Source organism: Polaromonas sp. (assembly GCF_039932935.1).
Lineage (GTDB): Bacteria > Pseudomonadota > Gammaproteobacteria > Burkholderiales > Burkholderiaceae_C > Polaromonas.
In genome coordinates this window covers 1-23,041 of sequence record NZ_JBDTPB010000125.1, presented here as the reverse complement: position 1 = coordinate 23,041, position 23,041 = coordinate 1, and the positions used below count along the sequence as shown (strand labels likewise).

General features: G+C 62.5%; 20 protein-coding genes and 2 pseudogenes. 20 read left to right on the top strand and 2 right to left on the bottom strand.

The window, feature by feature from the left end; translation table 11 throughout:
• Window positions 1–149, top strand: a pseudogene (locus ABI546_RS19700) (L-asparaginase); the annotation flags it as partial.
• 79 nt (window positions 150–228) lie between these two features.
• Here ABI546_RS19700 and ABI546_RS19695 read toward each other — a convergent pair.
• Window positions 229–1,008, bottom strand: a complete 780-nt coding sequence (locus ABI546_RS19695) for an SDR family oxidoreductase (protein WP_348049386.1) — start codon at window positions 1,006–1,008, stop codon at window positions 229–231.
• 150 nt (window positions 1,009–1,158) lie between these two features.
• On the opposite strand from ABI546_RS19695, the gene ABI546_RS19690 reads away from it, so the two are divergent.
• The 12 genes from ABI546_RS19690 to ABI546_RS19635 all read left to right on the top strand — a co-directional run bounded on the left by ABI546_RS19690 (window position 1,159) and on the right by ABI546_RS19635 (window position 14,982).
• Window positions 1,159–2,121, top strand: a complete 963-nt coding sequence (locus tag ABI546_RS19690) for a LysR family transcriptional regulator (RefSeq protein WP_348049384.1) — start codon at window positions 1,159–1,161, stop codon at window positions 2,119–2,121.
• 82 nt (window positions 2,122–2,203) lie between these two features.
• Window positions 2,204–3,124 (top strand): glycine--tRNA ligase subunit alpha, encoded by a 921-nt coding sequence (gene glyQ, locus ABI546_RS19685; RefSeq protein WP_348049382.1) that lies wholly within the window; start codon window positions 2,204–2,206, stop codon window positions 3,122–3,124.
• A gap of 40 nt (window positions 3,125–3,164) precedes the next feature.
• On the top strand, window positions 3,165–3,698 hold the full coding sequence (locus ABI546_RS19680) for a metal-dependent hydrolase (RefSeq protein ID WP_348049380.1): 534 nt from the start codon (window positions 3,165–3,167) through the stop codon (window positions 3,696–3,698).
• The gene (gene glyS, locus ABI546_RS19675) at window positions 3,695–5,911 is read left to right on the top strand and encodes a glycine--tRNA ligase subunit beta (protein ID WP_348049378.1); all 2,217 of its coding nucleotides are present in this window, start codon (window positions 3,695–3,697) and stop codon (window positions 5,909–5,911) included. The genes ABI546_RS19680 and glyS overlap by 4 nt, the downstream gene beginning before the upstream one ends.
• 23 nt (window positions 5,912–5,934) lie before the next feature.
• Window positions 5,935–6,249 carry a hypothetical protein gene (locus tag ABI546_RS19670; RefSeq protein ID WP_348049376.1) on the top strand — a complete coding sequence of 105 codons (315 nt, stop codon included), beginning with the start codon at window positions 5,935–5,937 and terminating at the stop codon, window positions 6,247–6,249.
• Between the two features lie 29 nt (window positions 6,250–6,278).
• A complete protein-coding gene (locus tag ABI546_RS19665; protein ID WP_348049374.1) occupies window positions 6,279–6,782 on the top strand; it encodes a DUF6036 family nucleotidyltransferase in 504 nt (167 codons plus the stop codon).
• A complete protein-coding gene (gene gmhB / locus ABI546_RS19660; RefSeq protein WP_348049372.1) occupies window positions 6,779–7,351 on the top strand; it encodes a D-glycero-beta-D-manno-heptose 1,7-bisphosphate 7-phosphatase in 573 nt (190 codons plus the stop codon). Before ABI546_RS19665 ends, gmhB begins: the two co-directional genes overlap by 4 nt.
• A gap of 124 nt (window positions 7,352–7,475) precedes the next feature.
• Window positions 7,476–8,243 (top strand): lysophospholipid acyltransferase family protein, encoded by a 768-nt coding sequence (locus ABI546_RS19655; RefSeq protein WP_348049370.1) that lies wholly within the window; start codon window positions 7,476–7,478, stop codon window positions 8,241–8,243.
• A 37-nt stretch (window positions 8,244–8,280) separates the two neighbouring features.
• Entirely contained in the window at window positions 8,281–9,309 is a 1,029-nt protein-coding gene (locus ABI546_RS19650; protein ID WP_348049368.1) for a SprT family zinc-dependent metalloprotease, read from the top strand.
• Window positions 9,310–9,457: 148 nt separating this feature from the next.
• A complete protein-coding gene (locus ABI546_RS19645; protein ID WP_348049366.1) occupies window positions 9,458–9,898 on the top strand; it encodes a response regulator in 441 nt (146 codons plus the stop codon).
• A 64-nt stretch (window positions 9,899–9,962) separates the two neighbouring features.
• Window positions 9,963–14,225 carry a PAS domain S-box protein gene (locus ABI546_RS19640; RefSeq protein WP_348049364.1) on the top strand — a complete coding sequence of 1,421 codons (4,263 nt, stop codon included), beginning with the start codon at window positions 9,963–9,965 and terminating at the stop codon, window positions 14,223–14,225.
• 112 nt (window positions 14,226–14,337) lie between these two features.
• A complete protein-coding gene (locus ABI546_RS19635) occupies window positions 14,338–14,982 on the top strand; it encodes a response regulator (protein ID WP_348049362.1) in 645 nt (214 codons plus the stop codon).
• Window positions 14,983–15,476: 494 nt separating this feature from the next.
• Here the strand turns inward: ABI546_RS19635 and ABI546_RS19630 are convergent, their stop codons facing one another.
• Window positions 15,477–16,655, bottom strand: a complete 1,179-nt coding sequence (locus ABI546_RS19630; RefSeq protein WP_348049360.1) for an MBL fold metallo-hydrolase — start codon at window positions 16,653–16,655, stop codon at window positions 15,477–15,479.
• 113 nt (window positions 16,656–16,768) lie between these two features.
• Here ABI546_RS19630 and ABI546_RS19625 point away from each other — a divergent pair, with 113 nt between their 5' ends.
• From ABI546_RS19625 to ABI546_RS19595, 7 genes and pseudogenes are all read left to right on the top strand, one after another.
• Window positions 16,769–17,176: a MerR family DNA-binding transcriptional regulator gene (locus ABI546_RS19625; RefSeq protein ID WP_348049358.1), complete on the top strand. Its 408-nt coding sequence runs from the start codon at window positions 16,769–16,771 to the stop codon at window positions 17,174–17,176.
• A 148-nt stretch (window positions 17,177–17,324) separates the two neighbouring features.
• Window positions 17,325–17,765: a PaaI family thioesterase gene (locus ABI546_RS19620; RefSeq protein WP_348049356.1), complete on the top strand. Its 441-nt coding sequence runs from the start codon at window positions 17,325–17,327 to the stop codon at window positions 17,763–17,765.
• A gap of 42 nt (window positions 17,766–17,807) precedes the next feature.
• Complete coding sequence (locus tag ABI546_RS19615) at window positions 17,808–18,989, top strand: isovaleryl-CoA dehydrogenase (protein WP_348049354.1); 1,182 nt, start codon at window positions 17,808–17,810, stop codon at window positions 18,987–18,989.
• A gap of 23 nt (window positions 18,990–19,012) precedes the next feature.
• Window positions 19,013–19,810 carry a hypothetical protein gene (locus ABI546_RS19610; protein WP_348049352.1) on the top strand — a complete coding sequence of 266 codons (798 nt, stop codon included), beginning with the start codon at window positions 19,013–19,015 and terminating at the stop codon, window positions 19,808–19,810.
• Between the two features lie 51 nt (window positions 19,811–19,861).
• On the top strand, window positions 19,862–20,554 hold the full coding sequence (can, locus tag ABI546_RS19605) for a carbonate dehydratase (RefSeq protein WP_348049350.1): 693 nt from the start codon (window positions 19,862–19,864) through the stop codon (window positions 20,552–20,554).
• A gap of 12 nt (window positions 20,555–20,566) precedes the next feature.
• Window positions 20,567–22,444: a bifunctional isocitrate dehydrogenase kinase/phosphatase gene (gene aceK, locus ABI546_RS19600; protein ID WP_348049348.1), complete on the top strand. Its 1,878-nt coding sequence runs from the start codon at window positions 20,567–20,569 to the stop codon at window positions 22,442–22,444.
• Between the two features lie 170 nt (window positions 22,445–22,614).
• Window positions 22,615–23,041 (top strand): annotated as a pseudogene (locus ABI546_RS19595) (acetyl-CoA C-acetyltransferase); the annotation flags it as partial.

Sequence of the window (23,041 nt, the reverse complement as noted above, 5' to 3'; positions counted from 1 at the left end):
TGCTGCGCAACGCCGAGCAGCCCGATGACAAGTACGACTGGGTGGTCGCGCATGACCTGAACCCCCAAAAGGCCCGCATCCTGGCTGCCGTCGCGCTGACCAAAAACATCGATAGCAAGGAGCTGCAACGCATCTTCTGGCAATACTGAGCCTTCTCGCACAGAGAAAAAGGGCGGTGCCGTGACGGCATCGCCCTTTTTTATTGACGCGTGGAAGGCGGCTCTCAGCTTAGAGCTGGCTCATACCGCCGTCCACGATGAGCTCGGTGCCCACGATAAAAGCAGCGTCGGGCGACGACAGGTAAACCACCGCGCTGGCCACTTCGTCAGGCGTGCCGAAACGCTTGAGCGGAATTTGCGCCTGAATGCCGGCGGCCAGGGCGCCGAGCTGGTCGGCGGGTACGCCCAGCTTGCCGTACAGCGGTGTGGTCACGGGGCCGGGGCTCACCACATTGACGCGGATGCCGCGTCCGACCAGCTCAGCCGATAGTGTCTTGGCCAGCGAGATCAACGCGGCCTTGCTGGCGGCATACACGCTCGAGTTGGGCATGCCGATGTGGGCGTTGATGGAGCCGTTCAGGATGATGGCGGCGCCCGTGTTCAGCAGCGGCGACAGCGCCTGGATCGCAAAGAAGGCGCCTTTCACGTTGACGTTGAAGGTGTCATCCCAGAGGGCTTCGTCCACGCCTTCCAGTGGGGCGAATTTGGCCAGGCCTGCATTGATAAACACCGCATCCAGCGTGACGCCTTCGGCCGTCAGCGCGGCGGCCAGCGCCTTGGCAGAGCCGCTGGCGCCCGCGTCGTTGCGCAAGGCCATCGCGTTGTCGCCGAGTTGGGCCTTGGCGGCGTCCAGCGTGGTCTGGTCGCGGCCGGTGATGACGACGCGGGCGCCTTGAGCGGCGAATTGCAGCGCAGTGGCCAGGCCGATGCCGCTGTTGCCGCCCGTGACGAGCACGGTCTTGTTGGCAAAACGGGGTGCGAAAGAAGAGGTTTGGGTTTGCGTGGTCATGTCGATTTCCTTTTGTCGTTTGTTGAAGCGGTTTCGGGTTCGGCGGGTCTTCCTGCCTGCCGATGAGTCCAATGTAAGGTTCATCTTCTATTGGATGAAGGCTGTAAAAGTGATTTAATCATTCATCTTTTATGAATTGATGGGGCCGAAATGGACCGCTTGCGTGCCTTTGAAGTGTTTGCCTCCGTCGTGGGCCGCGGCAGCTTTACCCGGGCAGCCGATGCGCTGGACACGTCTCCGGCCAATGTCACCCGCTACATCAACGAGCTGGAGGCCCACCTCGGCACTCGCCTGCTTAACCGCAGCTCGCGCAAGCTCTCGCTCACCGAAAGCGGTGAGGCGCTGTATGAGCGCAGCAAATCCATCCTAGAAGAAGTGGCCGATGCTGAAGCGCTGGCCTCGTCCGCCACGCTGCAGCCGCGGGGGCGCCTGCGCATCAATGCGCCTGTGAGTTTCGGCATACGCCAACTGGCGCCGTTGTGGCCGCGCTTCATGCAAAGTTACCCGGACGTGGAGCTCGACATCGCGCTCAGCGACCGCGTGGTCGACATCGTCGAAGAGGGCTATGACCTGGCCATCCGCATCTCGCGCGCCGGCCCGGCCACTCACGCTGCGCGCAAGCTGGCCGCCTCCCGCAACCTCGTGTGCGCGGCCCCGGCTTACCTCAAGAAGCACGGGACGCCTCAGGTGCCCGCCGACCTCGCGGCGCACCGTTGCCTGGGCTACACCTATGCGGCCACTGCCAATGAATGGCATTTTTTGGACGAACAGGCGCGCCCGCACATGGTCAAGGTCAACTACGTCATGCTAGCCAACAACGGCGACACGTCGCGTGCAGCGGCCCTGGCCGGGCAGGGCGTCATCTGGCAGCCGGCCTTCCTGATCGGCGACGATTTGCGTGATGGCCGCCTGGTGCCGCTGCTGCCCGGCTACCGCATGCCCGACATCGACGTGCTGGCGGTCTACCCCAGCCGCCGCCACCTGAGCGCCAAGGTGCGGGTGATGGTGGATTTCCTCGTTGACGCCTTCAAGACCGCCCCGGCGTGGTACATGCCGCCCGACACGGTGGCGCCCATGGCCACCCCTGCGCCCGCGCGTCGCCGCGTAAAATGAACGGTTTCGCGCCGTTGTCCGGTGCGGCCTTGCTTTCCCGGCGCCGCCTCAGGCGCCGCGCTTTTGCCTTCAACCCATTCCTATGCTCACTTTCCAGCAAATCATCCTGAAGCTGCAGTCCTATTGGGCTGACCAGGGCTGCGCCCTGTTGCAACCCTATGACATGGAAGTCGGCGCCGGCACTTCGCACACCGCCACCTTCCTGCGCGCCCTGGGCCCCGAGCCCTGGAAAGCCGCTTACGTGCAACCCAGCCGCCGCCCCAAAGACGGCCGCTACGGCGAAAACCCCAACCGCCTGCAGCATTACTACCAGTACCAGGTCGTGCTCAAGCCCGCACCCGCCAACATCCTCGAGCTCTACCTTGGCTCGCTCGAAGCGCTGGGATTTGACCTGAAGAAAAACGACATCCGTTTTGTCGAAGACGATTGGGAAAACCCCACGCTGGGCGCCTGGGGCCTGGGCTGGGAAGTGTGGCTCAACGGCATGGAAGTCACGCAGTTCACCTACTTCCAGCAGGTTGGCGGCATCGACTGCAAACCCGCTACCGGTGAGATTACCTATGGCCTGGAGCGCCTGGCCATGTACCTGCAGGGCGTCGACAACGTCTACAACCTGACCTGGACGGAAGGGCCTGACGGCTCGAAACTGAGCTACGGCGACGTCTACAAGCAAAACGAGGTCGAGCAGTCCACCTACAACTTCGAGCACAGCGACGCCGACTTCCTGTTCACCGCTTTCACAGCACACGAAAAGCAGGCCAAGCACCTGATCGACGTGCAGCTGGCGCTGCCGGCTTACGAGCAGGTTTTGAAAGCCGCGCACAGCTTTAACTTGCTGGACGCGCGCGGTGCCATCAGCGTGACCGAACGCGCCGCCTACATCGGCCGCATCCGCAACCTCGCGCGCGCCGTGGCGCAAAGCTATTACGAAAGCCGCGAACGCCTGGGTTTCCCCATGGCGCCGCGCGAGTGGGTGGAGCAGATGGCGAAGAAGGCCGCCTGAGGATTTCGCGCCCACTTCGCACCTTGCCTCGCCCCACCTGATGCCCACCATCTTTTCCCATATTGCCGTCCCCATTGCCGCCGCGGTGGCTTTGGGCAGCAAGCGGATACCGCCCTCCATGTTGCTGGCGGGCATGGTCGCGGCCATCCTTCCCGACTTCGACGGCATCGCTTTCAAGCTTGGCATCCACTACGGCGGTATCTGGGGGCATCGCGGCTTTACCCATACCCTGGGCTTTGCGCTCGTCGCGGGACTCGTCGGCTGGTGGCTGGCACGGCACTGGAAACTGGCCCCGTGGCAAGGCTATGCGTGGATAGCGCTTTGCATGTTCTCGCACCCCCTGCTGGACACCCTTACCAACGGCGGCGTGGCGATTCCGCTGTACTGGCCGTTTTCCGAACAGCGGTTTTTCAGCCCCTGGCGGCCCGTTGAGGTGTCGCCGGTCTCTTTTTCCCGATTTTTCACGCAACGCGGCGCAGACGTGTTGCTCAATGAAGTCCAAACCATCTGGCTGCCGCTGATGGCCGCAGCCCTGACAATTTTTGCGCTCCGACATTCCCGAAAAACACAATGAACGCCTCCCAAAACCTTCTCGTAGAACTGTTTGTTGAAGAGCTGCCGCCCAAGGCACTCAAAAAGCTGGGCGATGCCTTTGCCGGCGTGCTGTTCGAGCAGCTCAAGGCCCAGGGACTGACCGCAGGCGATTCGGCGCTCACTGCTTTCGCCTCGCCTCGCCGTCTGGCGGCGCATGTCACGGTGGTGGTGGCACAAGCTGCCGACAAGGCTGTTTCGCAAAAATTGATGCCGGTGGCCGTGGGGCTTGACGCATCGGGCAATGCGACACCCGCGCTGCTCAAAAAATTGCAGGCGCTGGGCGCCGACGCGTCGGCCGTGGCCGGACTCAAGCGTGCGCCCGACGGCAAGGCCGAAGCGCTGTTTTACGACAGCACCGTTAAAGGCGCGACGCTGGTTGAAGGGCTGCAAAAGGCGCTGCTCGAAGCCATTGCCAAACTTCCTATCGACAAGCGGATGACTTATCAGCTGGCTGACGGCTGGAGCGACGTCAAGTTTGTGCGACCCGCGCATGGCCTGGTCGCGCTGCACGGCAGCTCGGTCGTCGCCGTCGAGGCGCTGGGCCTGAAGGCCGGCAACATCACCCACGGCCACCGCTTTGAAGCCTCTGTGGATCCGGTGGTGCTGAAGGATGCCGACAGCTACGCCGCGACGCTGCAAAAAGACGGCGCGGTGATCGCCAGCTTTGCGGCACGCAAGGCCGAGATCGTCAAGCAACTCGCTGCGGCCGCCACCAAGGTCGGCGGAGGTGTCAAAGCGATTGAAGACGATGCGCTCCTCGACGAAGTGACCGCGCTGGTCGAACGCCCCAACGTGCTGGTCTGCGAATTTGAAAAAGAATTCCTGGGCGTTCCGCAGGAATGCCTGATCCTCACGATGAAGGCCAACCAGAAGTATTTCCCGCTGCTGGACGCATCCGGCAAGCTCACCAACAAATTTCTCGTCGTCAGCAACATCAGCCCGACGGATGCCAGTGCGGTCATTGGCGGCAACGAGCGCGTGGTGCGCCCGCGCCTGGCTGATGCCAAGTTTTTCTTTGACCAGGACCGCAAAAAAACGCTGGCTTCGCGCGTGGAAGGCCTGGGCAAGGTGGTTTATCACAACAAACTCGGCACGCAGGGCGAGCGCACTCAGCGCGTTCGGGCGATTGCCGAAGCCATCGCGAATCGCATCGACGTGGGGCTTGTTGAAAAGGTGCAGCGCGCCGCCGAATTGGCCAAAACCGACCTGGTGACAGACATGGTGGGCGAGTTCCCCGAGCTACAGGGCACCATGGGCCGCTATTACGCGCTCAACGACGGCCTCAGCGCCGACGTGGCCGATGCGATTGAAGACCATTACAAGCCGCGCTTTGCCGGCGATGAGTTGCCGCGTAACAGCGTGGGTGTGGTTGTCGCGCTGGCCGACAAGCTTGAAACCCTGGTCGGCATGTTTGGCATCGGCAACCTGCCGACCGGCGACAAGGACCCGTTCGCGCTGCGCCGCCATGCGCTGGGCGTGATCCGTATATTGGTAGAGAAAGACCTGTCGCTGGATTTGAGCGCTGTTTTGAATGCTGCGTGGGACGTCTATGAAGATGAAACCATTCAGATCGCTTGGGCAAAGACACAAAGCGAAAAAGACATAAAGACCCAGCAGGAGAGTGGCAAAGGCGGAGTTGTTGCGTACGGCCACTCAAGGCGCAAGGCCGAAGAGAACGCTCGTGCTGCTCTAGCCGACTTCATCTACGACCGCCTCGCCGGCTCCCTGCGCGAGCAGGGCTACAGCGCGCAAGAAGTCGACGCCGTGCTGGCGCTCAAGCCCCAGCGCCTGGGTGACGTGGCCAAACGCCTGGCGGCCGTGCGCGCCTTCGCCGCGCTGCCCGAAGCGCCCGCACTGGCTGCGGCCAACAAGCGTGTCGGCAACATCCTGAAGAAAGCGGAAGGCACGGTCGAAGTTGCCGTCAAACCTGAGCTGCTGCAGGAAGCGGCTGAGAAGTCACTGGCTGAAGCACTGAAAACCGTGGGACCCAAAGCCGAAGCCGCTTTTGCCTCCGGCGACTACGCCGCCTCACTGCAGGCATTGGCGGCACTTAAAGCGCCGGTCGATGCCTTCTTCGACGGCGTGATGGTCAATGCCGAAGACCCGGCGCTCAAAGCCAATCGCCTCGGGCTGCTGGCGACTCTTCATCAAGCCATGAACCGGGTCGCTGATCTGTCCAAGTTGGCAACTTAATCGTTCGGTTCGATAATCAGCCCATGCCATCACAGAAGCAGCTCGACGCCTTTACGGAGGCCTTTCATCGCGCCGCGATTCGCAGGCTTGCGATGGAGCCCGAGCTTGTCGAGCGTGCTTCGCACACTTTGCAACGCTGGCAGGAGCAACGGGGCTCCACCGCTTCCGATCCGTATCTGCAGGAATGGCGCGTGCTGCTCAGCGGTGACTTGAATGTTTTGCAGGAGCGCGTATGCGCTGACAACGACCTTGCGGCGACTTTGCGCAATGTTTCGCCTTTGGGCTTCGTGTTGACGCCGGCTGAGCGGCAGGCCTTGCGTGCGCAAAGCGTCGTCTAGTTTTCATGCAACGTAGCGAACTTGCCCCTGTGCTGCGCGCCAGCGCTGCAATAGCCAACGAAAAGAGCTTCGTTCTGGTCGGCAGCCAGGCTATTTTGCTTCTCCTGGACGAGCCGCCAACCGAGTTGTTGCGGTCAACCGAAATTGACTTGTACCCGGCCCTGCACCCTGAAAAGTCGGATTTGATCGATGGCGCCATTGGTGCTCCATCCACATTTCACGATACTTTTGGCTATCACGCGGATGGCGTCGGTCCGGAATCGGCCAGCTTGCCAAAGGGCTGGATGGACCGGGCGGTATTGAGTTATGTGAGCGATGTCACGGCCATCTGTCCTGACCTGCACGATCTTGCCGCCTCCAAATGCGCAGCCGGCAGGCCAAAGGATGCCGATTACGTTCGTATTTTGCTGCAGCACCAATTGGTGACGCTGGACATCCTTCTCGAGCGCATCGGTTTGCTGGATGCGTCCAAACATGATTTGGCGCACATCCTCCAGTGGACACAGCGCCGCGCACAGGAAGCTTTCCCATGAAACTCGTCATCCTCGACCGCGACGGCACCATCAACAGCGACAGCGACGACTTCGTCAAGGCGCCGGACGAATGGTTGCCGCTGCCCGGCTCGCTGGAAGCCATCGCGCGGCTCAACCACGCCGGCTGGCACGTCGTGATTGCGTCCAACCAGTCGGGGCTGGGGCGCGGGCTCTTCGACGTGGCGGCGCTCAACGCCATGCACGCCAAGATGCACAAGCTGCTCGCGGCGGTCGGTGGGCGCATTGACGCGGTGTTTTACTGTCCGCACAGCCCGGAGGAAAGCTGCACCTGCCGCAAACCCCTGCCCGGCCTTTTCGAGCAGATCGGTGCGCGTTTCGGCGTGCCGCTCAAGGGCGTGCCCACGGCCGGGGATTCGCTGCGTGACTTGCAGGCCGGTGCGGCCGCAGGCTGCGAGCCGCACCTGGTGTTGACGGGGAAATCGGCGCGCTACCGCGATGGCGGGCGCCCTGAAGGCTTGCCCGACGGCACGCTGGTGCATGCGGACTTGTCGGCGTTTGCCGATTTCATTCTGGAACGCAGCGCCCGGCCCCTGCAAGTGGCGGTGTAAGGGCGCCGTAGCCATACTATAAAAATGATAGCTGCTTGCGCTTGTTGTGTAAGGGCTGGAGCCATAAAACACAAAAAAATGGCTGCGCTAGCAGCCGCAACATGCCGATACCGGAATTCTTGACATGCGACTGATTCGATCGATTCTTCACCTGCTGTGGATGGCCCTCACAGTGATCCCGTGGGCGACCTTTGTGGTGGTCGCCTCGCTGTTCGTCAGCAGCAACACCATGTACTGGATGTGCGCAGGCTGGCTGCGCGTGGCGGTCAGCGGCGGCACCTTCATTCTGGGCATCAGGAACCGGGTGACCGGCATGGAAAACCTGCCCACGGGCCAGACCAGCGCGGCCGTGCTGCTGCTCAAGCACCAAAGCACCTGGGAAACCCTGTGCATGCCTACGCTGATGCCGCATCCCCTGGCCTATGTGTTCAAGAAAGAACTGCTCTATGTGCCGTTCTTCGGCTGGGCCATGGCGCGCATGGACATGATTCACATTGACCGCAGCCAGCGGTCGCAGGCCTTTAACAAGGTTGTCGTGCAGGGCAAGCGGCTGATGGCGCAGGGCACCTGGGTCATCATGTTCCCCGAAGGCACGCGCATTTCGCGCGGCCAGAAGGGCACGTACAAGTCGGGCGGAACGCGCCTGGCCATTGAAACCGGCGCCCCGGTCATCCCCATTGCCGTGACGTCCGCCAAATGCTGGCCGCGCAAGGCTTTTATCAAAAACCCGGGCATTGTCGACATCTCGATCGGCAAGCCCATAGACAGCACGGGCCGCCAGCCCGACGAGCTGATGCGCGAGGTGGAAAACTGGATCGAAGCCGAAATGCACCGCCTCGACCCGGAGGCCTACGCCCCGGACGGCACCGCGCCGGTCGCCACCAATACCTGAGCGGCGAAGTCGTTCGCACCCGCCGCGCTAAACTGCCATGATGCAACGGCTTCTCCAGTTCACACTTGACCTGTTTGATGCCGAGCCCGCACCCAAAATCGGATCCCCAGGCAACACAAAACCCAAAAAATCCAGGCCAAAAAGGCCTGAGGCCCTTGATGACCTTGCGCCACCAGCTATTGAAATAATAGCAACACCGGATTTCATCGGCCCTCACCTGCCCGCGCAATCGCTGCAGCAGGCGCTGGCTCCTGCCACGTTTCGCCATCCGCGCGCCTCCCGTGAGACGGTGCTGGAGGGCGTGCTGGTCGCCTACGAGTTCCGGCGCAGCAAGCGCAAGACCATCGGCTTTTCGGCCGGTGCCGACGGCCTGACGGTGAGCGCGCCCAAATGGGTCCCGCTGTATGAAATCGACAAGGCCGTGCTGGAAAAGTCGGGCTGGATTCTGGCCAAACTGCAGGAAACCCGGGCCCGCCACCGGCGCATGGAGTCCGCCCGCATTGAGTGGAAAGACGGCACCACGCTGCCTTTCCTGGGCGACCAGGTCATTGTGGTGATTGACCCGCGGCACGCTTTTGGCGGTGTCGGCGCAGAACTCAAAAGCAGGGTTCCCGCCGCCGAAGTCCTGCTGCAGGGCGCCGGCGACGCGGCCAATGGCACTTTGCCCGGTGTGGCGCAGCTGACACTGCATGTGGGCCTGCCCCACCATGCCACGCCCGAGCAGATCCGCGACGCGGTTCAGGCCTGGCTGATGCGCCAGGCCAAACGCATCTTTATCGAGCGCCTCAACCATTTCGCACCGCACCTCGGTGTGCAATGGCGCAAGCTCAGCCTGTCCAGCGCCGGCACGCGCTGGGGCAGCGCCAGCGCCGACGGCTCCATCCGGCTGAACTGGCGGCTGGTCCATTTCAAGCAGTCGGTGATTGACTACGTCGTGGTTCACGAGTTGAGCCATTTGCGCGTGATGGACCACAGCCCCCGGTTCTGGGACACCGTGCGCGCGGTGGTGCCCGACTACGCTGAGCTGCGCGGCCAGCTCAAGGACGAAGCGATCCCCCGCTGGTAACCGGCGCCTCAGAGGCCTCGCAAGCCCCGTTAAGAGGAGGGAAAGGGGTACAAATCACAGTACTGCGGCGATTCTTTACTTGGTAATATGAGAAATCACCAAAAAAAACAGAAAACGACAGGGATTGACTCCGTGCACCTAAGTCCACATGAACGACAAACTCATACTTGTAGTTGAAGACAACCCGGACCACCTTGAGCTGACCGTGCTGACGCTCGAGGAGCAGGGCGTGACCGCTGAAATCGCCGTTGCCCGGGACGGTGTGCAGGCGCTTGACTTTCTTTTTGGGCAGGGCGCCCATGCGGGGCGCGACACCCAAAGGCAACCGGCTTTCATTCTGCTCGACATGAAACTGCCCAAGCTGTCGGGGCTGGACGTTCTGCGCAGCGTGCGGGCCAATCCCCTGACCGCGCTGGTGCCGGTGGTCATGCTGACGTCGTCCAGCGAACGGTCCGACATCGTGGCGTGCTACCAGAGCGGCGCCAACGGTTTTGTCCGCAAGCCCGTCGATTTTGGCGGGCTGACCGAAAAGCTCAACCGGCTGCAGGCCTACTGGCTGGGCGTCAATGAGTCCATCGCGGCGGGTTGACATCCTGTGACGCACCGGTGGCCGCCTCTCACCACCGGGTGTCTATCCCTGCAACGGTAACGTCATGAAGGTTCCCATCACGCTGAGAACCCGTCTGGTCATGCTGGTGCTGGTGGCGATCGTGCCGATGTTCGGCCTGTCGATTTTCAAGGCCGTGTACAACGCCGACGTAGCCGTCGAGCGGGCCAAGACGGACCTCGAATTCGCCACGTCACTGGCTGCCTCAACCCAGCAGCGCCTCGCGGAGTCGGCCCGCCAGGTCCTCACCGCGATTGTCCATATGCCTGACCTCAGGGCAGAGGGCGGTGCACGCTGCGACCGTTACCTGGTGGCGCTCAGAAATCTGCTCCCGCTGTATGCCAATTTCGGTGTCGTAGCGCCTGATGGCTATGCGCTGTGCAATGGCCAGGCCGGTGTACGGCTGGGCTATGTCGGCGACCGCGCCTATTTCCGCAAAGCGGTGGCGCGGCGCGCTTTTGTGGCGGGGGAATACATTGTGGGCCGCGCCACGGGCCGGCCTTCCATCTCATTTGCGCTTCCGTTGTTGGGCCCTGACGGGCGCATCGACGTCATCGCCTATGCCTCTGTCGATCTGGCCGAGATGGCCAAGTCCACCATCGACATCCAGCTGCCGCCCGGCGCCGCGTTGGGCATACACGACCGCGGCGGCGTGTTGCTGGCGGGAAAGCCCGAGCTGCCCATCCGGATCGGGCAGGTGGTGAGAAGCCCCGTTCTGAAAGCAGCCGCCCAGCAAATGCGCACCGGCACCAGCGACGGCGTAGACGGTACCGGGCAGCCCCGCCTCTGGGCCTTCATGCCCAGCAGCCCCGACTTAGACGCCGCTTTTTTTGTGGCGGTCAGCCTGAACCGGGACCTGGTGGTGGGCGCCAGCCGCGAGCAGCTGTGGCTTGAACTGGCGATGCTGGCGCTGGTGGCGTTTGTCGGCGGCGGTATCGCCTGGGTCATTGGCGGGCGCGCCATCGTGGAGCCCACCCGAAACATTCTTGAGGCCACCCGGCAGCTTCAGAACGGTCGGCTGGATGTGCGGATCCCGGTGGACAGGCCCGATGATCTTGGGGAGTTTGCGAGCATCTCCGCGGGTTTTAACCGCATGGCCGAATCGCTCGAGAAGCATCGCAACGACCTTCAAGCCGAACTGGCCAACAGCGAAGCCATCCAGCAAAAGCTGCGCGATGCCCAGCGCCTGGGACGCATCGGCTACTGGCAGCTTGACCCCGTCACCAATGAAAGCTGGTGGTCCGATGAGGTCTATGAGGTACTTGGCGTTGACCGTGCAACCTTCAACCGGAGCCATGGCAGTTTTTTGCAGGTGGTCCATCCCGGCGACCGGGATGCCTTCAAGGCCAGGCGCGATCAGGCCGTTCAAGCCGACCAGCCCCTGGACATCGAATTTCGCATCATCACGTCTACCGGCGAAGTGCGTTGGGTGCACCTGTTTGGCCGCACCGAAGCAGCGCAAGGGCAGCGCCGCTCCGGCGTGATTCAGGAAATCACCGACCGCAAGCGCGCCGAGCTGGTGGTTGCCCGCAGTACTGAGCTGTTAAACCGCACCGGGGCGCTGGGAAAAGTCGGTGGCTGGGAGGTTGTGGTGGACACCATGACGCCCTACTGGTCCGAGGAGATCTACCGCATCCACGAACTCGATCCTTCCATCGGCCTCGGCATCGAGGACGCGCTTGATTTTTATGCGCCCGAAGTGCGGCGCACCATCCGGGCCGCGGCGGAAGGCGCCTTGCTGCGCGGCATACCCTGGGACCTGGAGCTGCCGCTCATCACGGCCAAAGGCCGGCGCATCTGGGTGCGCACGCAGGGCCGGGCGCTGCAGCAGGACGGCAAGATCGTGACCCTGGTGGGTGTGCTGCAGGACATCACCGAGCAGCACGACGCGCAGGCCCACCTTCGCCTTCTCGAAACCGCCGTTTCCCGCCTCAACGATATCGTGCTCATCACCGAGGCCGAGCCCATTGACGGGGCCGGCCCGCGCATTATTTTTGTCAATGACGCTTTTGAGCACCGGACCGGCTACGGCCGTGAAGAGGTGATGGGCAAGACGCCGCGGCTGCTGCAAGGCCCGAAAACGCAGCGCGACGAACTCGACCGCATCCGCGCCGCACTGGAAAAGCGGGAGCCCGTGCGCGCCGAACTGATCAACTACACCAAAAGCGGTGAGGAGATCTGGCTGGAGCTCGACATTGTTCCCATCGTCAATGCGAAGGGCGGCTTTACCCACTGGGTCGCGGTGCAGCGCGACATCACCCGGCGCAAGCTGGCCGAACAGGCCTTGGTCGAAGGCGAACAGCGTTACGCCGCACTGTTTGAGATGGCGCCCGTGCCGATGTGGGTGTTTGACACCGTGACCAAGCGCTTCCTCAATGTCAACAAGGCCGCGATCGACAGCTACGGCTACTCGCACGCCGAGTTTCTGGCGATGACGATTTTCGACATACGCCCGGTCACAGAGCACGACATGCTGCGCCAGGACCTGGAGCGGCCCGCCGATCCACCGGACCCCAAGATCCTCTGGAAACACCGGCGCAAGGACGGCTCTGTGTTCCCGGCCAGTGTGGTCGGAAGCCCGGTGCAGTATGCGGGCCATTCCGCGCGGTTTGTGGTGTCGCTGGACATGACCACCCAGGCCAAGGCCGAGAAAGACGCCCAGGAGCACCTGTTTACCTTGCAGCGTGCCGCTGACGCGGCCCAGGCCATCACCTGGCACCAGACGCTGGAAAGCACCATGCAAGAGGTGGCCGAGCAGGCGCGGGGGATTCTCGGCGCGCACCAGGCGATCGTCAGCCTCACGGTGAGCAACGATTGGGCGCAGGCCATCAACGCGTTGTCGCTGTCCGAGAAGTACGCGAAATACCGGGACATGGTCGAGCCGCCCGACGGCACCGGCATCTACGCGCTGGTTTGCCAGACCAACCGGTCCATGCGCATGACGCAGGCCGAGCTGGAGGCACACCCACGCTGGCGCGGATTTGGCCGTTACGCTGACGAGCATCCCGCCATGCACGGCTGGCTGGCCGTGCCGCTGACCGGCCGCGACGGCAAAAACATCGGCCTGCTCCAGTTGTCCGACAAATACGAGGGCGAGTTCACGCAGGAAGACGAATATGTCGCGCTTGAACTCGCGCAGCTGGCCTCCATTGCCATCCAGAAAGCACGGCTGATTGAAGAGGTCAGCCAGCTCAACACCGGGCTGGAGCAGAAAGTTGCCGAGCGCACGCTGGCGCTGGAACACCAGCAGGCGCTCTTTCAGGCGTTGGCCGAGCAGGCGCCCCAGGTGGTGTGGACCAGCGACCCGGACGGCTCGGCCACCTACTTCAACCGTGCCTGGTTTGAGTTGGCTGGCGGCAAGATGGACGACTGGACGGGCCAGCAATGGTTTTCCGCCATCCATCCCGACGACCTTCCCGACATCAAGGCCCGGTGGCTTGTGGCCAAGGCGACCCGCTCGCAGTACTCGGGCATACGCCGCGTGCTGGCGCGGGACGGCATACACACCATGTCTTACCGGGCATCGCCTGTGCTGGACGAGCACGGCGAAGTGGCCTTCTGGGTGGGTATCGACGCCGACATCACCGAGGTCAAGGCCATCGAAGCCGCCCTGCGTCTGTCCAACCAGGAGCTCGAAGCGTTTTCATATTCCGTGTCGCACGACCTGCGCTCGCCGCTGAACACGGTGGACGGCTTCAGCCGCCTCCTGGGCAAGCACCTGGGGCTCGGCGCCAATGAGCGGGTCTCCCATTACCTTTCGCGCATTCAGGCAGGCGTGGCGCAGATGGGGCAACTCATTGAAGACCTGCTGTCGCTCGCGCAGGTGTCGCGGGTGCCCCTGAACAACAAGTTGGTGGACCTGTCGGGCCTTGCCCGCGACGTTCTTGACGAATGGAGGGTGCGCGACCCCGACCGTCAGGTCACCGCGCACATCGAAAAAGACCTGAGGGCGCATGGGGACAGCCGGCTGATCCGGGTGGTGATGGAAAACCTGTTGGGCAATGCCTGGAAGTTCAGCTCACACCAGCCGATGGCCGAGATCACGGTGGGCTGCCAGCTGGACGCCGCAGGGCAGCCGGAGTTTTTTGTGCGCGACAACGGCGCCGGGTTTGACATGGCCTATGCCGACAAGTTGTTTACCCCCTTCCAGCGCCTGCATGCGGTCGCCGAGTTTCCCGGCACCGGCATCGGGTTGGCCACGGTCAGCCGCGTGATCAAGCGACACGGCGGCCGGCTTTGGGCCGAGGCGGCGCCGGGCAAAGGGGCCACGTTTTTCTTCACGCTGCCCACCGCTCCCCAGTCCACCTGATGCCTATCCCGGAGAACCTCCTGCACCCCCCATCGTTTTCCCGCGGGAGCCTGGTCAAACCAAGTGATTAAAATGCACCAAATGAAACACTCCATCCTCCGGGCGGTCAGTCATGGCGCGTGAGCCCAAGTCTTTTGAAGCCGCCATCACGGCGGCGGACTTCTCCAGCGAGGATTACTGCGGCACCAGCTATGCAGCCAAGCTTCTGGGGCTGTCCGTCGCCACGGTGCAGTCGCTGGTGGAAAAGGGCGAAATCGAGGCCTGGAAGACCCTGGGGGGCCACCGCCGCATCGCGCTGCAGTCCATCAATGCCTACCTGGCCAAAAACAGCCCGCAGCTCTCGCGCGTCGACACCGACCCCAAGAGCCGCCTGCGGGTCTTGATGGTGGAGGACGACGAAGACACCCGCGAGCTGTACCGCTGCCAGTTTGAAGACTGGGACCTGCCGGTCGATTGCACCTGGATGCCCTCCGCGCTGGAAGCCATGATGGACATCGCCAGCATGCGGCCCGACCTGCTGATCACCGATTTGTCCATGCCCGGCGTGGACGGCATCGAAATGCTCAAGGCGCTCAAGCGCAATGTGCAGCTGGCCGACATGCAGATTGTCGTCATCAGCGGGTTGCCGCCCGACGCCATTGCCGCGCGCGGCGGCCTGCCGCTCCACGCCCACCTGCTCAAAAAACCGGTCAATTTCGACTGGTTGCACGGTTACCTCACTGCTTTGGTGACGGCTAATCGGAAGTGGCGTAGCTAGCCCCCACGGTCGCTCACTGCGTGTAACTTCCTGCCCCCCGAGGGGGCCGCTGCGCCTGCGGTCTGGCAAAGCCAGTCCCGCGGCCCCTGCTTGGACAGGAAGAAACCTCTACGTTTGCCATTCCGGGGCGCTGCGCCTGCGGCCCGGCAAAGCCGGTTCCGCGGCCCCTGCTGAAGAGAAGAGCCCCCACGGTCGCTCACTGCGTGTAGCTCCCTGCCCCCCCGAGGGGGTCGCTGCGCCTGCGGTCTGGCAAAGCCAGTCCCGCGGCTCAGACTTGTAGCCCCCACGGTCGTTCGCTTCGCGTAACTCCCTGCCCCCTCAAGGGGCCCCCGCCTGCGGTCTGGCGAAGCCAGTCCCGCGGCTCATGCTGGGTTGGGGAGGAGAGTGGGCGTGGACCGGGCGTCACATACCCTCGCCGTTCGCCCTGAGGTATCGAAGGGCCAGCGTTCCACAGGGCTTCGATACCTCAGCCCGAACGGAGGAAACCACCTGGCTCAGGAAGCGCTGCTGAACCGGTAAATGCCGTCTGTGTCCAGCCGGCGTGCGAGTTTGCCGCCTAACCACAGCGCGTGCAGGTGGGCTACGGCTTCGCCCATGGCGAAGGTGGTTTGGTGCAGGTCCAGCTTGCGGGGAAACATGATGGGCAGTATGTCGGCCGCGCTGCAGGGCGCGGTTGTGCAGGCTTGCGTCACCTCGGCGAGCCGGTCGCGGTGGTGGTCGTGCAGCTGGCCAATGCGCGTGTGCAGGCCGCGAAAAGGTTTGCCGTGGGACGGCAATACCAGCGTGTCTTCCGGCAGCGGCAGAAATTTGTCGATCGACTCCAGGAACAGCGTGAGCGCATTCGACTCCGGCTCCATGTCGTACACGCTCACGTTGGTGGAAATGCGCGGCAGCACCATGTCGCCGCTGATCAGCGTGTTCAGCTCGGCGCAATGCAGCGCAATGTGCTCCGGCGCATGGCCGTAGCCACTGACGCAGCGCCAGTCGCGCCCGCCGATGCGCACCGTCATGCCGTCCATGATGCGCACATAGCTGGCCGGCACGGCCGGCACCATGCCCGGGTAATAGCTGGCCCGGCCGCGGATTTTTTCGATGGATTCCGGATCGACCAGCCCGTGCGCGGCAAAAAAGCGCGCGGCGCTCTCGCCGCCGAAGCCGGTGGTGCTTTGCGAGCCGATGCGGGCCGAAAGGTAGTCGGTGGAGCTGATCCAAAGACGGCAAATCCATGGCGCCCCCACGCTGCGCCGCTGCGCGGGTCGCAGCCCCCCGAGGGGGCCGGGCCCGCCTGGAGGCGGCTCGTCGGCGGGCTGCCTTTCCGTGGTCCAGCGCTCGCAGAGCCAGTGCGCCAGGCCGATGTGATCGGGGTGCATGTGCGTCACGATGACGCGCAGCACCGGCAGGCCTTCCAGCTGCGTCGCAAAAATCGCTTCCCACTGGGCTTTGGACTCCTCGCGGCTGATGCAGCAGTCGACGATCGTCCAGCCCTGGACTTTTGCGCCTGGCACATCGGGGTCGTCCATCTCATCGCGCAGCAGCCACAGGTTGATGTGGTTCAGCGCAAAGGGCAAATCCATGCGGATCCACTTCACGCCGGGCGCCACTTCCTGCGTGGCACCCGAGGCGGGCAGGGTGTCGCCGAACGGGTAATGCAGTTGCTGCTCAAGGAGGTTCATGTCATCATTCGCGGTATATTTGACGTTTACGTAAACGTCATACAGAACCATTGTAGGGACAGCGCTTTTTTTGCGCTGCCCGCCAGCCTTTTGCAAAAGAAGACCTCACTACCATGGCCACCACCTACACCATCAGCGACCTGGCAAAAGAGTTTGACCTGACGACGCGTGCCATGCGTTTTTACGAAGACATGGGCCTGTTGCAACCCCAGCGCGAAGGTGCCGGCGGGCGCAACCGCGTGTACACCGCGCGCGACCGCACCCGCCTCAAGCTCACCCTGCGCGCCAAGCGACTGGGCCTGTCGCTGGTCGAGGCCAAGGAAATCATCGACTCCTACGACAGCCCGCGCGACACCGCCCCGCAGCTTAAAAAATTCCTGGCGATCCTGACGGAGCACCGCAAAAAGCTCGAAGCCCAGATGCTCGATCTCCAGGCCAACCTGGACGAAATCCGCACCCACGAAAAAGAAGCCAAAGCCCTGCTCGTTAAAACCGAGAAGGCCAAGGCCGGCAAGTCATAGACGATTGGCCCAAGGCGGGCCGCCGCCGTTCTGATTCCCGGATGTGGACCCGGGACAAGCCAGATGATTCGCAAATACGCCATAATTGACGTTTACGTAAACGTCAACTAAAAAGAAACCGCTTTCCACCGTTTCCAAAAGGCTCTCCATGGACGCATCCGCACCCTCCGCGCTGTTCCTGCGCATTGAAGCCAGCTTCTTGCGCCAGGGCCTGATGCAGCACCTCGGCGCCCGGCTGCTGCGCGTGGAGCCGGGGCTGTGCGAAGTGGCCTTGCCGTATTCAGACCGGGTCACGCAGCAGCAGGGCAGTTTTCACGGCGGCGCCATGGGTGCGCTGGCCGACATTGCCGGCGGCTATGCCGCACTGACGGTGACCGCGGAAGACTCCGAAGTCACCACAGTCGAGTACAAAATCAATTTCCTGGCCGGCTTCAAGGACGGCGAGCTGCGCGCCCTCGGCCGCGTCGTCAAAGCGGGCAAGCGCATCGTCGTCACCGCTGCCGAAGTCACTCATTTAAGCGCTGACGGCAAAGAAAGCGCCTGTGCGCTGATGCAGCAAACCCTGGTGCCCGTGCCCAAGCGCTATTGATCCAACCATTGAGCCGATTCACCGTATTTCAGAAAGACCCTCATGACCAACATGCCCGGACTCAACTTCCAGCTCGGTGAAGACATCGACGCCCTGCGCGACGCCGTGCGCGAATTTGCCCAAGCCGAAATCGCGCCCCGCGCCGCCGAAGTAGACCGCAACGACCAGTTCCCCATGGACCTGTGGCAAAAAATGGGCGCGCTCGGCGTGCTCGGCATCACCGTGGGTGAAGAATACGGCGGCGCCAACATGGGCTACCTGGCCCACATGATCGCCATGGAAGAAATCAGCCGTGCCAGCGCCTCGGTGGGGCTGTCGTACGGCGCGCACAGCAACCTCTGTGTCAACCAGATCAAGCGCAACGGAACCGACGAGCAGCGCAAGAAGTATTTGCCCAAGCTCATCACCGGCGAGCACGTGGGCGCCCTCGCCATGAGCGAGCCCGGCGCCGGCAGCGACGTCATCTCGATGAAGCTCAAGGCTGAAGACAAAGGCGGCTACTACCTGCTCAACGGCAGCAAGATGTGGATCACCAACGGCCCTGACGCCGACACCCTGGTGGTCTATGCCAAGACCGAACCCGAACTCGGCGCACGCGGCGTCACTGCCTTCCTGATTGAAAAAGACATGAAAGGCTTTTCCGTCGCGCAAAAGCTCGACAAGCTGGGCATGCGGGGCAGCCACACCGGCGAGCTGGTCTTCAACAACGTCGAAGTGCCGGCCAGCCAGATTCTGGGCGGCCTCAACAGCGGCGCCAAGGTGCTGATGAGCGGGCTCGACTACGAGCGCGCCGTGCTCACCGGCGGTCCGCTGGGCATCATGCAGTCCGTCATGGACAACGTGGTCCCCTACATTCACGACCGCAAGCAGTTCGGCCAGAGCATCGGGGAGTTCCAGCTCATCCAGGGCAAGGTCGCCGACATGTACACCGTGCTGCAGGCCGGCCGCTCTTTCGCCTACACCGTGGCCAAAAACCTCGACATGCTCGGCACAGACCACGTGCGCCAGGTCCGCAAGGACTGCGCCTCCGTCATTCTCTGGTGCGCCGAAAAAGCCACCTGGATGGCCGGCGAGGGCGTGCAGATCTACGGCGGCAACGGCTACATTAACGACTACCCGCTGGGCCGCCTCTGGCGCGACGCCAAGCTCTATGAAATCGGTGCCGGCACCAGTGAAATCCGCCGCATGCTGATAGGACGCGAGTTGTTCGCCGAGACCATGTAATGCCGATGCCTGGGATACATCAAATGCCCAAATGGCTCTTTGTGCTGGCACTTGCTGCGCTGCTTGGCGCGTGCAAAGAAGACGAGCCTTTACCAAACGCTGCAGCGCCAGTTGCCGACGCCACGTTCGAATGCCCCGTCCCGGCATCGCTGCAGGGAAAGGTCGGGAATGTCTTTCTGGACGCCACAAAGTTCGCGGAGTTGTCCGGGGCAGGCCCGCTCGCCTTCCAGGGCAGTTTCATGGCGTACTCCGTCAGGCTCGCTTTGCCAGACGGCTCAAGTTCCAGCATCGACCTTGACGAACCCATCCGTTTCAGCGCCCAGAGTCAGGAACTTCACTCGGGGTGTGAACGGCTCGAGTGGAAAAGCCTGGGAAACCTCACGCTGTTTGAATACTTCCATGGCGTAAAAAACTCTCATCCCGCCCAGCAACTGATGTACTCGCGCGGCCCGACGCCGAACTTCAAAAATCTGCGGACACTTTTTGCTGGAAGGGTGGGCACTTTCTATGAAGGCGAAGGAGACCGCTGCCTGGCCGGACTGGTCCAGACTGACGGCGAGGTGGAGCGGTGGTGCTACCAGAGCGGCAAATTTCATCTCACCAGGAAAATGCTGAAAGCGTCGCTCGCCGGCAGCGAGTACCGCTTTGTCTGTGATTTTTCAGGAGAAGGGCCTTTGCTGGTCGATTCGTCCATCGTGAAATCCGGGCCCAATCCCACACCATTGAGCCCGGCCGAGAGCGACCAGGCGACAGCCGCTTTCACGGATAAATGCATGAACAAAAAAGCGCTTTTGAAGGCGAAGACTCTCGATGAAAGCTGACTTCCCCCTTCTGCCCGGACAGCCTCCCCGCCGGCAAGCGAAAATACCCCCATGACCACATCGCTCCAAGACCTCTTTGCCCATAACCGCGCCTGGGCCGCGCAGATGGAAGCCGAGCGCCCCGGCTTCTTCACCAGCCTCGTCAAGCAGCAGACGCCCAGGTACATGTGGATCGGCTGCTCTGACAGCCGCGTGCCGGCCAACCAAATCACCGGGCTGGAACCGGGTGAGGTCTTCGTGCACCGCAATGTGGCCAACATCGTCGTGCACTCCGACCTCAATGCGCTCTCAGCGATCCAGTTTGCGGTCGAGCGCCTCAAGGTCAAAGACATCATGGTGGTCGGTCACTACGGCTGCTCCGGCGTGCAGGCCGCACTGGAAGGCGCACGCATCGGCCTTGCCGACAACTGGCTGCGCCACATCCAGGACGTGCGCCACCGCCACCGCCAGCTGCTCGACAGCTTGCCCGAGGACGTGCGCGCCCAGGCTCTGTGCGATATCAACGTGATCGAGCAGGTGGTCAACGTCTCCGTCAGCACCGTCATGGTTGACGCGTGGGCACGCGGCCAGGAAGTCACTGTCCATGGCTGGGCCTTCGGCGTGCACGACGGCTTGTTGCAGGACCTGCAAATGAGCGTCTCTTCACCAGACGAACTCGACAAGCTCTACAGCAAGGCCGTCGACCGCGTCTGGGACATGTGGACCGCGCGCGCCGGCGGCGGCACGCAGCAGCAACTGGTCTGACCAGGAATCGCCATGTTTCCCCAGCGCCTGGACTCGAGCATTGCCTACGACATCGCCAAGGCGATGATGGACGGCTTCAACCGCCACTACCAGCTGTTTCGCACCGAGTCCGCGCGCGCCAAACACCGTTTTGAAACGGCCGACTGGCACGGCCAGCAGCGTGCACAGCGCGAGCGCATCGAGTTTTATGACCTGCGCGTGCGCGAGGCCTCCACCCGGCTGGAGCGCGAGTTCAAGGCCGGCGAGCAACCAATGGACGTGTGGCAGCAAGTCAAGCTCCATTACATCGGGCTGCTGGTTAACCACCACCAGCCCGAGCTGGCCGAAACGTTTTTCAACTCGGTCACCACCAAAATCCTGCACCGCAGTTATTTCCAGAACGACTTCATCTTTGTACGCCCGGCCGTCAGCACCGAGTACATCGAAAACGACGAACTCGCCTCGCAGCCGACCTACCGCGCCTACTACCCCACGCGTGACGACATGCGCGACGTGCTGCTGCAGTTGGTACGTGACTTTGACCTGCGCCTGCCGTTTGACGACCTGGAGCGCGACGCCGGCTATGTGCTCGAAGCCATCAGCGAACGCATTCAGGGCGTCAAGCTGCGCGCCAACTTCCAGATCCAGGTGCTGACCAGCCTGTTCTTTCGCAATAAGGGCGCCTATGTGGTCGGCAAAATCATCAACGGCTTCAGCGAGATACCCTTTGCGTTGCCGGTGCTGCATGACAAGGCAGGCAAGCTGGTTATCGACGCGGCCTTGTTCGGCGAAGACGACCTGCTGATTCTTTTCAGTTTTGCGCGTGCCTACTTCATGGTCGACATGGGCATTCCCTCGGCCTACGTGCAGTTTTTGCGCAGCATGATGCCGCACATGCCGCGCGCTGAAATCTACAACGCACTGGGCCTGGCCAAACAGGGCAAGACGCTTTTTTACCGCGACTTTTTGTACCACCTGCGGCACTCCACCGACAAATTCCGCATCGCGCCCGGCATCAAGGGCATGGTCATGCTGGTGTTCGACTTGCCCTCGTTTCCCTACGTGTTCAAGGTCATCAAAGACTACTACCCGCCACAAAAAGACACGACGCGCGAGCAGATCAAGGGCAAGTACCTGCTGGTCAAGCAACACGACCGCGTGGGCCGCATGGCCGACACGCAGGAATACAGCGAAGTGGCTTTCCCGCGCGAACGCTTCAGCGACGAGCTGATTGCCGAGATCGAAAAGTTCGCACCCAGTCAGCTTGAGATCAGCGACCGTGATGGCGACGGCGCCACCGAGGTCATCATCAAACACGTGTACATCGAGCGCCGCATGATCCCGCTCAATATCTACCTGCAGGAAGCCTTTGATGTCGGCGTGCAAGAGCCCGCCGCCAAAGACCAGATCGAGCGCGCTGTCATCGAATACGGCAACGCCATCAAGGACCTGGTGGCCGCCAATATTTTCCCCGGCGACATGCTGTGGAAGAACTTCGGCATCACGCGCCACGGCAAGGTGGTGTTCTACGATTACGACGAGATCGAATACATCACCGACTGCAACTTCCGCAAGGTGCCAACGGCCCGCAATGAAGAAGAAGAAATGAGCGGCGAGGTCTGGTACTCCGTCGGGCCCAAAGACGTGTTCCCCGAAACCTTCGAGCCCTTCTTGCTCGGCAACGACGCGGTGCGTGAGGTTTTCATGAAGCACCACGCCAATCTGCTCGATGCCGGGTTCTGGCAAAAACACCAGGCCCGCATCCAGGCTGGTCATGTGCACGACGTGTTTCCCTATGAGCGCGAGAAACGTTTTGTCGCGCTGCACAGCCCCGGTGCCCCGCACGACGAAGTGCTTACCGAACTGCCGCCTGAACCAGTGCTAACTGGCCTCAGCGGGATGACCCCCTGAATATGTTGCCCCCACGGTCGCTCACTGCGTGTAGCTCCCTGCCCCCCGAGGGGGCGCTGCGCCTGCGGTCTGGCTAAGCCAGTCCCGCGGCCCCTGCTTGGATGGGATGGTTCCCATACGTGCTCACACCTATCACTTCACTGATTATTTCAACCTGAAAGGACACACACATGTCAGATTCCATCGTTATCCTCGGTGCGGCCCGCACCCCCATGGGTGGTTTTCAGGGCGACTTCAGCAGCCTGTCGGCCCATGACCTGGGCGGCGCCGCCATCAAGGCCGCGCTTGAGCGTTCCGGCATTGCCGCTGACAAGGTCGATGAAGTGCTGTTCGGCAACTGCCTGATGGCCGGTCAGGGCCAGGCACCTGCGCGGCAAGCCGGCTTCAAGGGCGGCCTGCCCGCCAGTGTGGGTGCGGTCACGCTGTCCAAAATGTGCGGCTCCGGCATGGAAGCCACCATGCTCGCGCATGACCAGCTCGTCGCCGGCAGCCGCGACGTGATGATCTCCGGCGGTATGGAAAGCATGACGAATGCCCCCCATCTGCTGCTCAAGGGCCGCAGCGGCATCCGCATCGGCCACGACCGCATCTATGACC

Bases quoted from the DNA above. Each gene is read 5' to 3' on its own strand.
- ABI546_RS19625 (WP_348049358.1), top strand. From the start codon at position 16,769: ATGGCCACCACCTACACCATCAGCGACCTGGCAAAAGAGTTTGACCTG.
- ABI546_RS19630 (WP_348049360.1), bottom strand. From the start codon at position 16,655: ATGAACCTCCTTGAGCAGCAACTGCATTACCCGTTCGGCGACACCCTG.
- glyS (WP_348049378.1), top strand. From the start codon at position 3,695: ATGAACGCCTCCCAAAACCTTCTCGTAGAACTGTTTGTTGAAGAGCTG.
- aceK (WP_348049348.1), top strand. From the start codon at position 20,567: ATGTTTCCCCAGCGCCTGGACTCGAGCATTGCCTACGACATCGCCAAG.
- ABI546_RS19670 (WP_348049376.1), top strand. From the start codon at position 5,935: ATGCCATCACAGAAGCAGCTCGACGCCTTTACGGAGGCCTTTCATCGC.
- ABI546_RS19640 (WP_348049364.1), top strand. From the start codon at position 9,963: ATGAAGGTTCCCATCACGCTGAGAACCCGTCTGGTCATGCTGGTGCTG.
- ABI546_RS19690 (WP_348049384.1), top strand. From the start codon at position 1,159: ATGGACCGCTTGCGTGCCTTTGAAGTGTTTGCCTCCGTCGTGGGCCGC.
- can (WP_348049350.1), top strand. From the start codon at position 19,862: ATGACCACATCGCTCCAAGACCTCTTTGCCCATAACCGCGCCTGGGCC.
- ABI546_RS19645 (WP_348049366.1), top strand. From the start codon at position 9,458: ATGAACGACAAACTCATACTTGTAGTTGAAGACAACCCGGACCACCTT.
- ABI546_RS19610 (WP_348049352.1), top strand. From the start codon at position 19,013: ATGCCCAAATGGCTCTTTGTGCTGGCACTTGCTGCGCTGCTTGGCGCG.
- ABI546_RS19650 (WP_348049368.1), top strand. From the start codon at position 8,281: ATGATGCAACGGCTTCTCCAGTTCACACTTGACCTGTTTGATGCCGAG.
- ABI546_RS19655 (WP_348049370.1), top strand. From the start codon at position 7,476: ATGCGACTGATTCGATCGATTCTTCACCTGCTGTGGATGGCCCTCACA.
- ABI546_RS19695 (WP_348049386.1), bottom strand. From the start codon at position 1,008: ATGACCACGCAAACCCAAACCTCTTCTTTCGCACCCCGTTTTGCCAAC.
- ABI546_RS19620 (WP_348049356.1), top strand. From the start codon at position 17,325: ATGGACGCATCCGCACCCTCCGCGCTGTTCCTGCGCATTGAAGCCAGC.
- gmhB (WP_348049372.1), top strand. From the start codon at position 6,779: ATGAAACTCGTCATCCTCGACCGCGACGGCACCATCAACAGCGACAGC.
- ABI546_RS19615 (WP_348049354.1), top strand. From the start codon at position 17,808: ATGACCAACATGCCCGGACTCAACTTCCAGCTCGGTGAAGACATCGAC.
- ABI546_RS19680 (WP_348049380.1), top strand. From the start codon at position 3,165: ATGCCCACCATCTTTTCCCATATTGCCGTCCCCATTGCCGCCGCGGTG.
- ABI546_RS19635 (WP_348049362.1), top strand. From the start codon at position 14,338: ATGGCGCGTGAGCCCAAGTCTTTTGAAGCCGCCATCACGGCGGCGGAC.
- glyQ (WP_348049382.1), top strand. From the start codon at position 2,204: ATGCTCACTTTCCAGCAAATCATCCTGAAGCTGCAGTCCTATTGGGCT.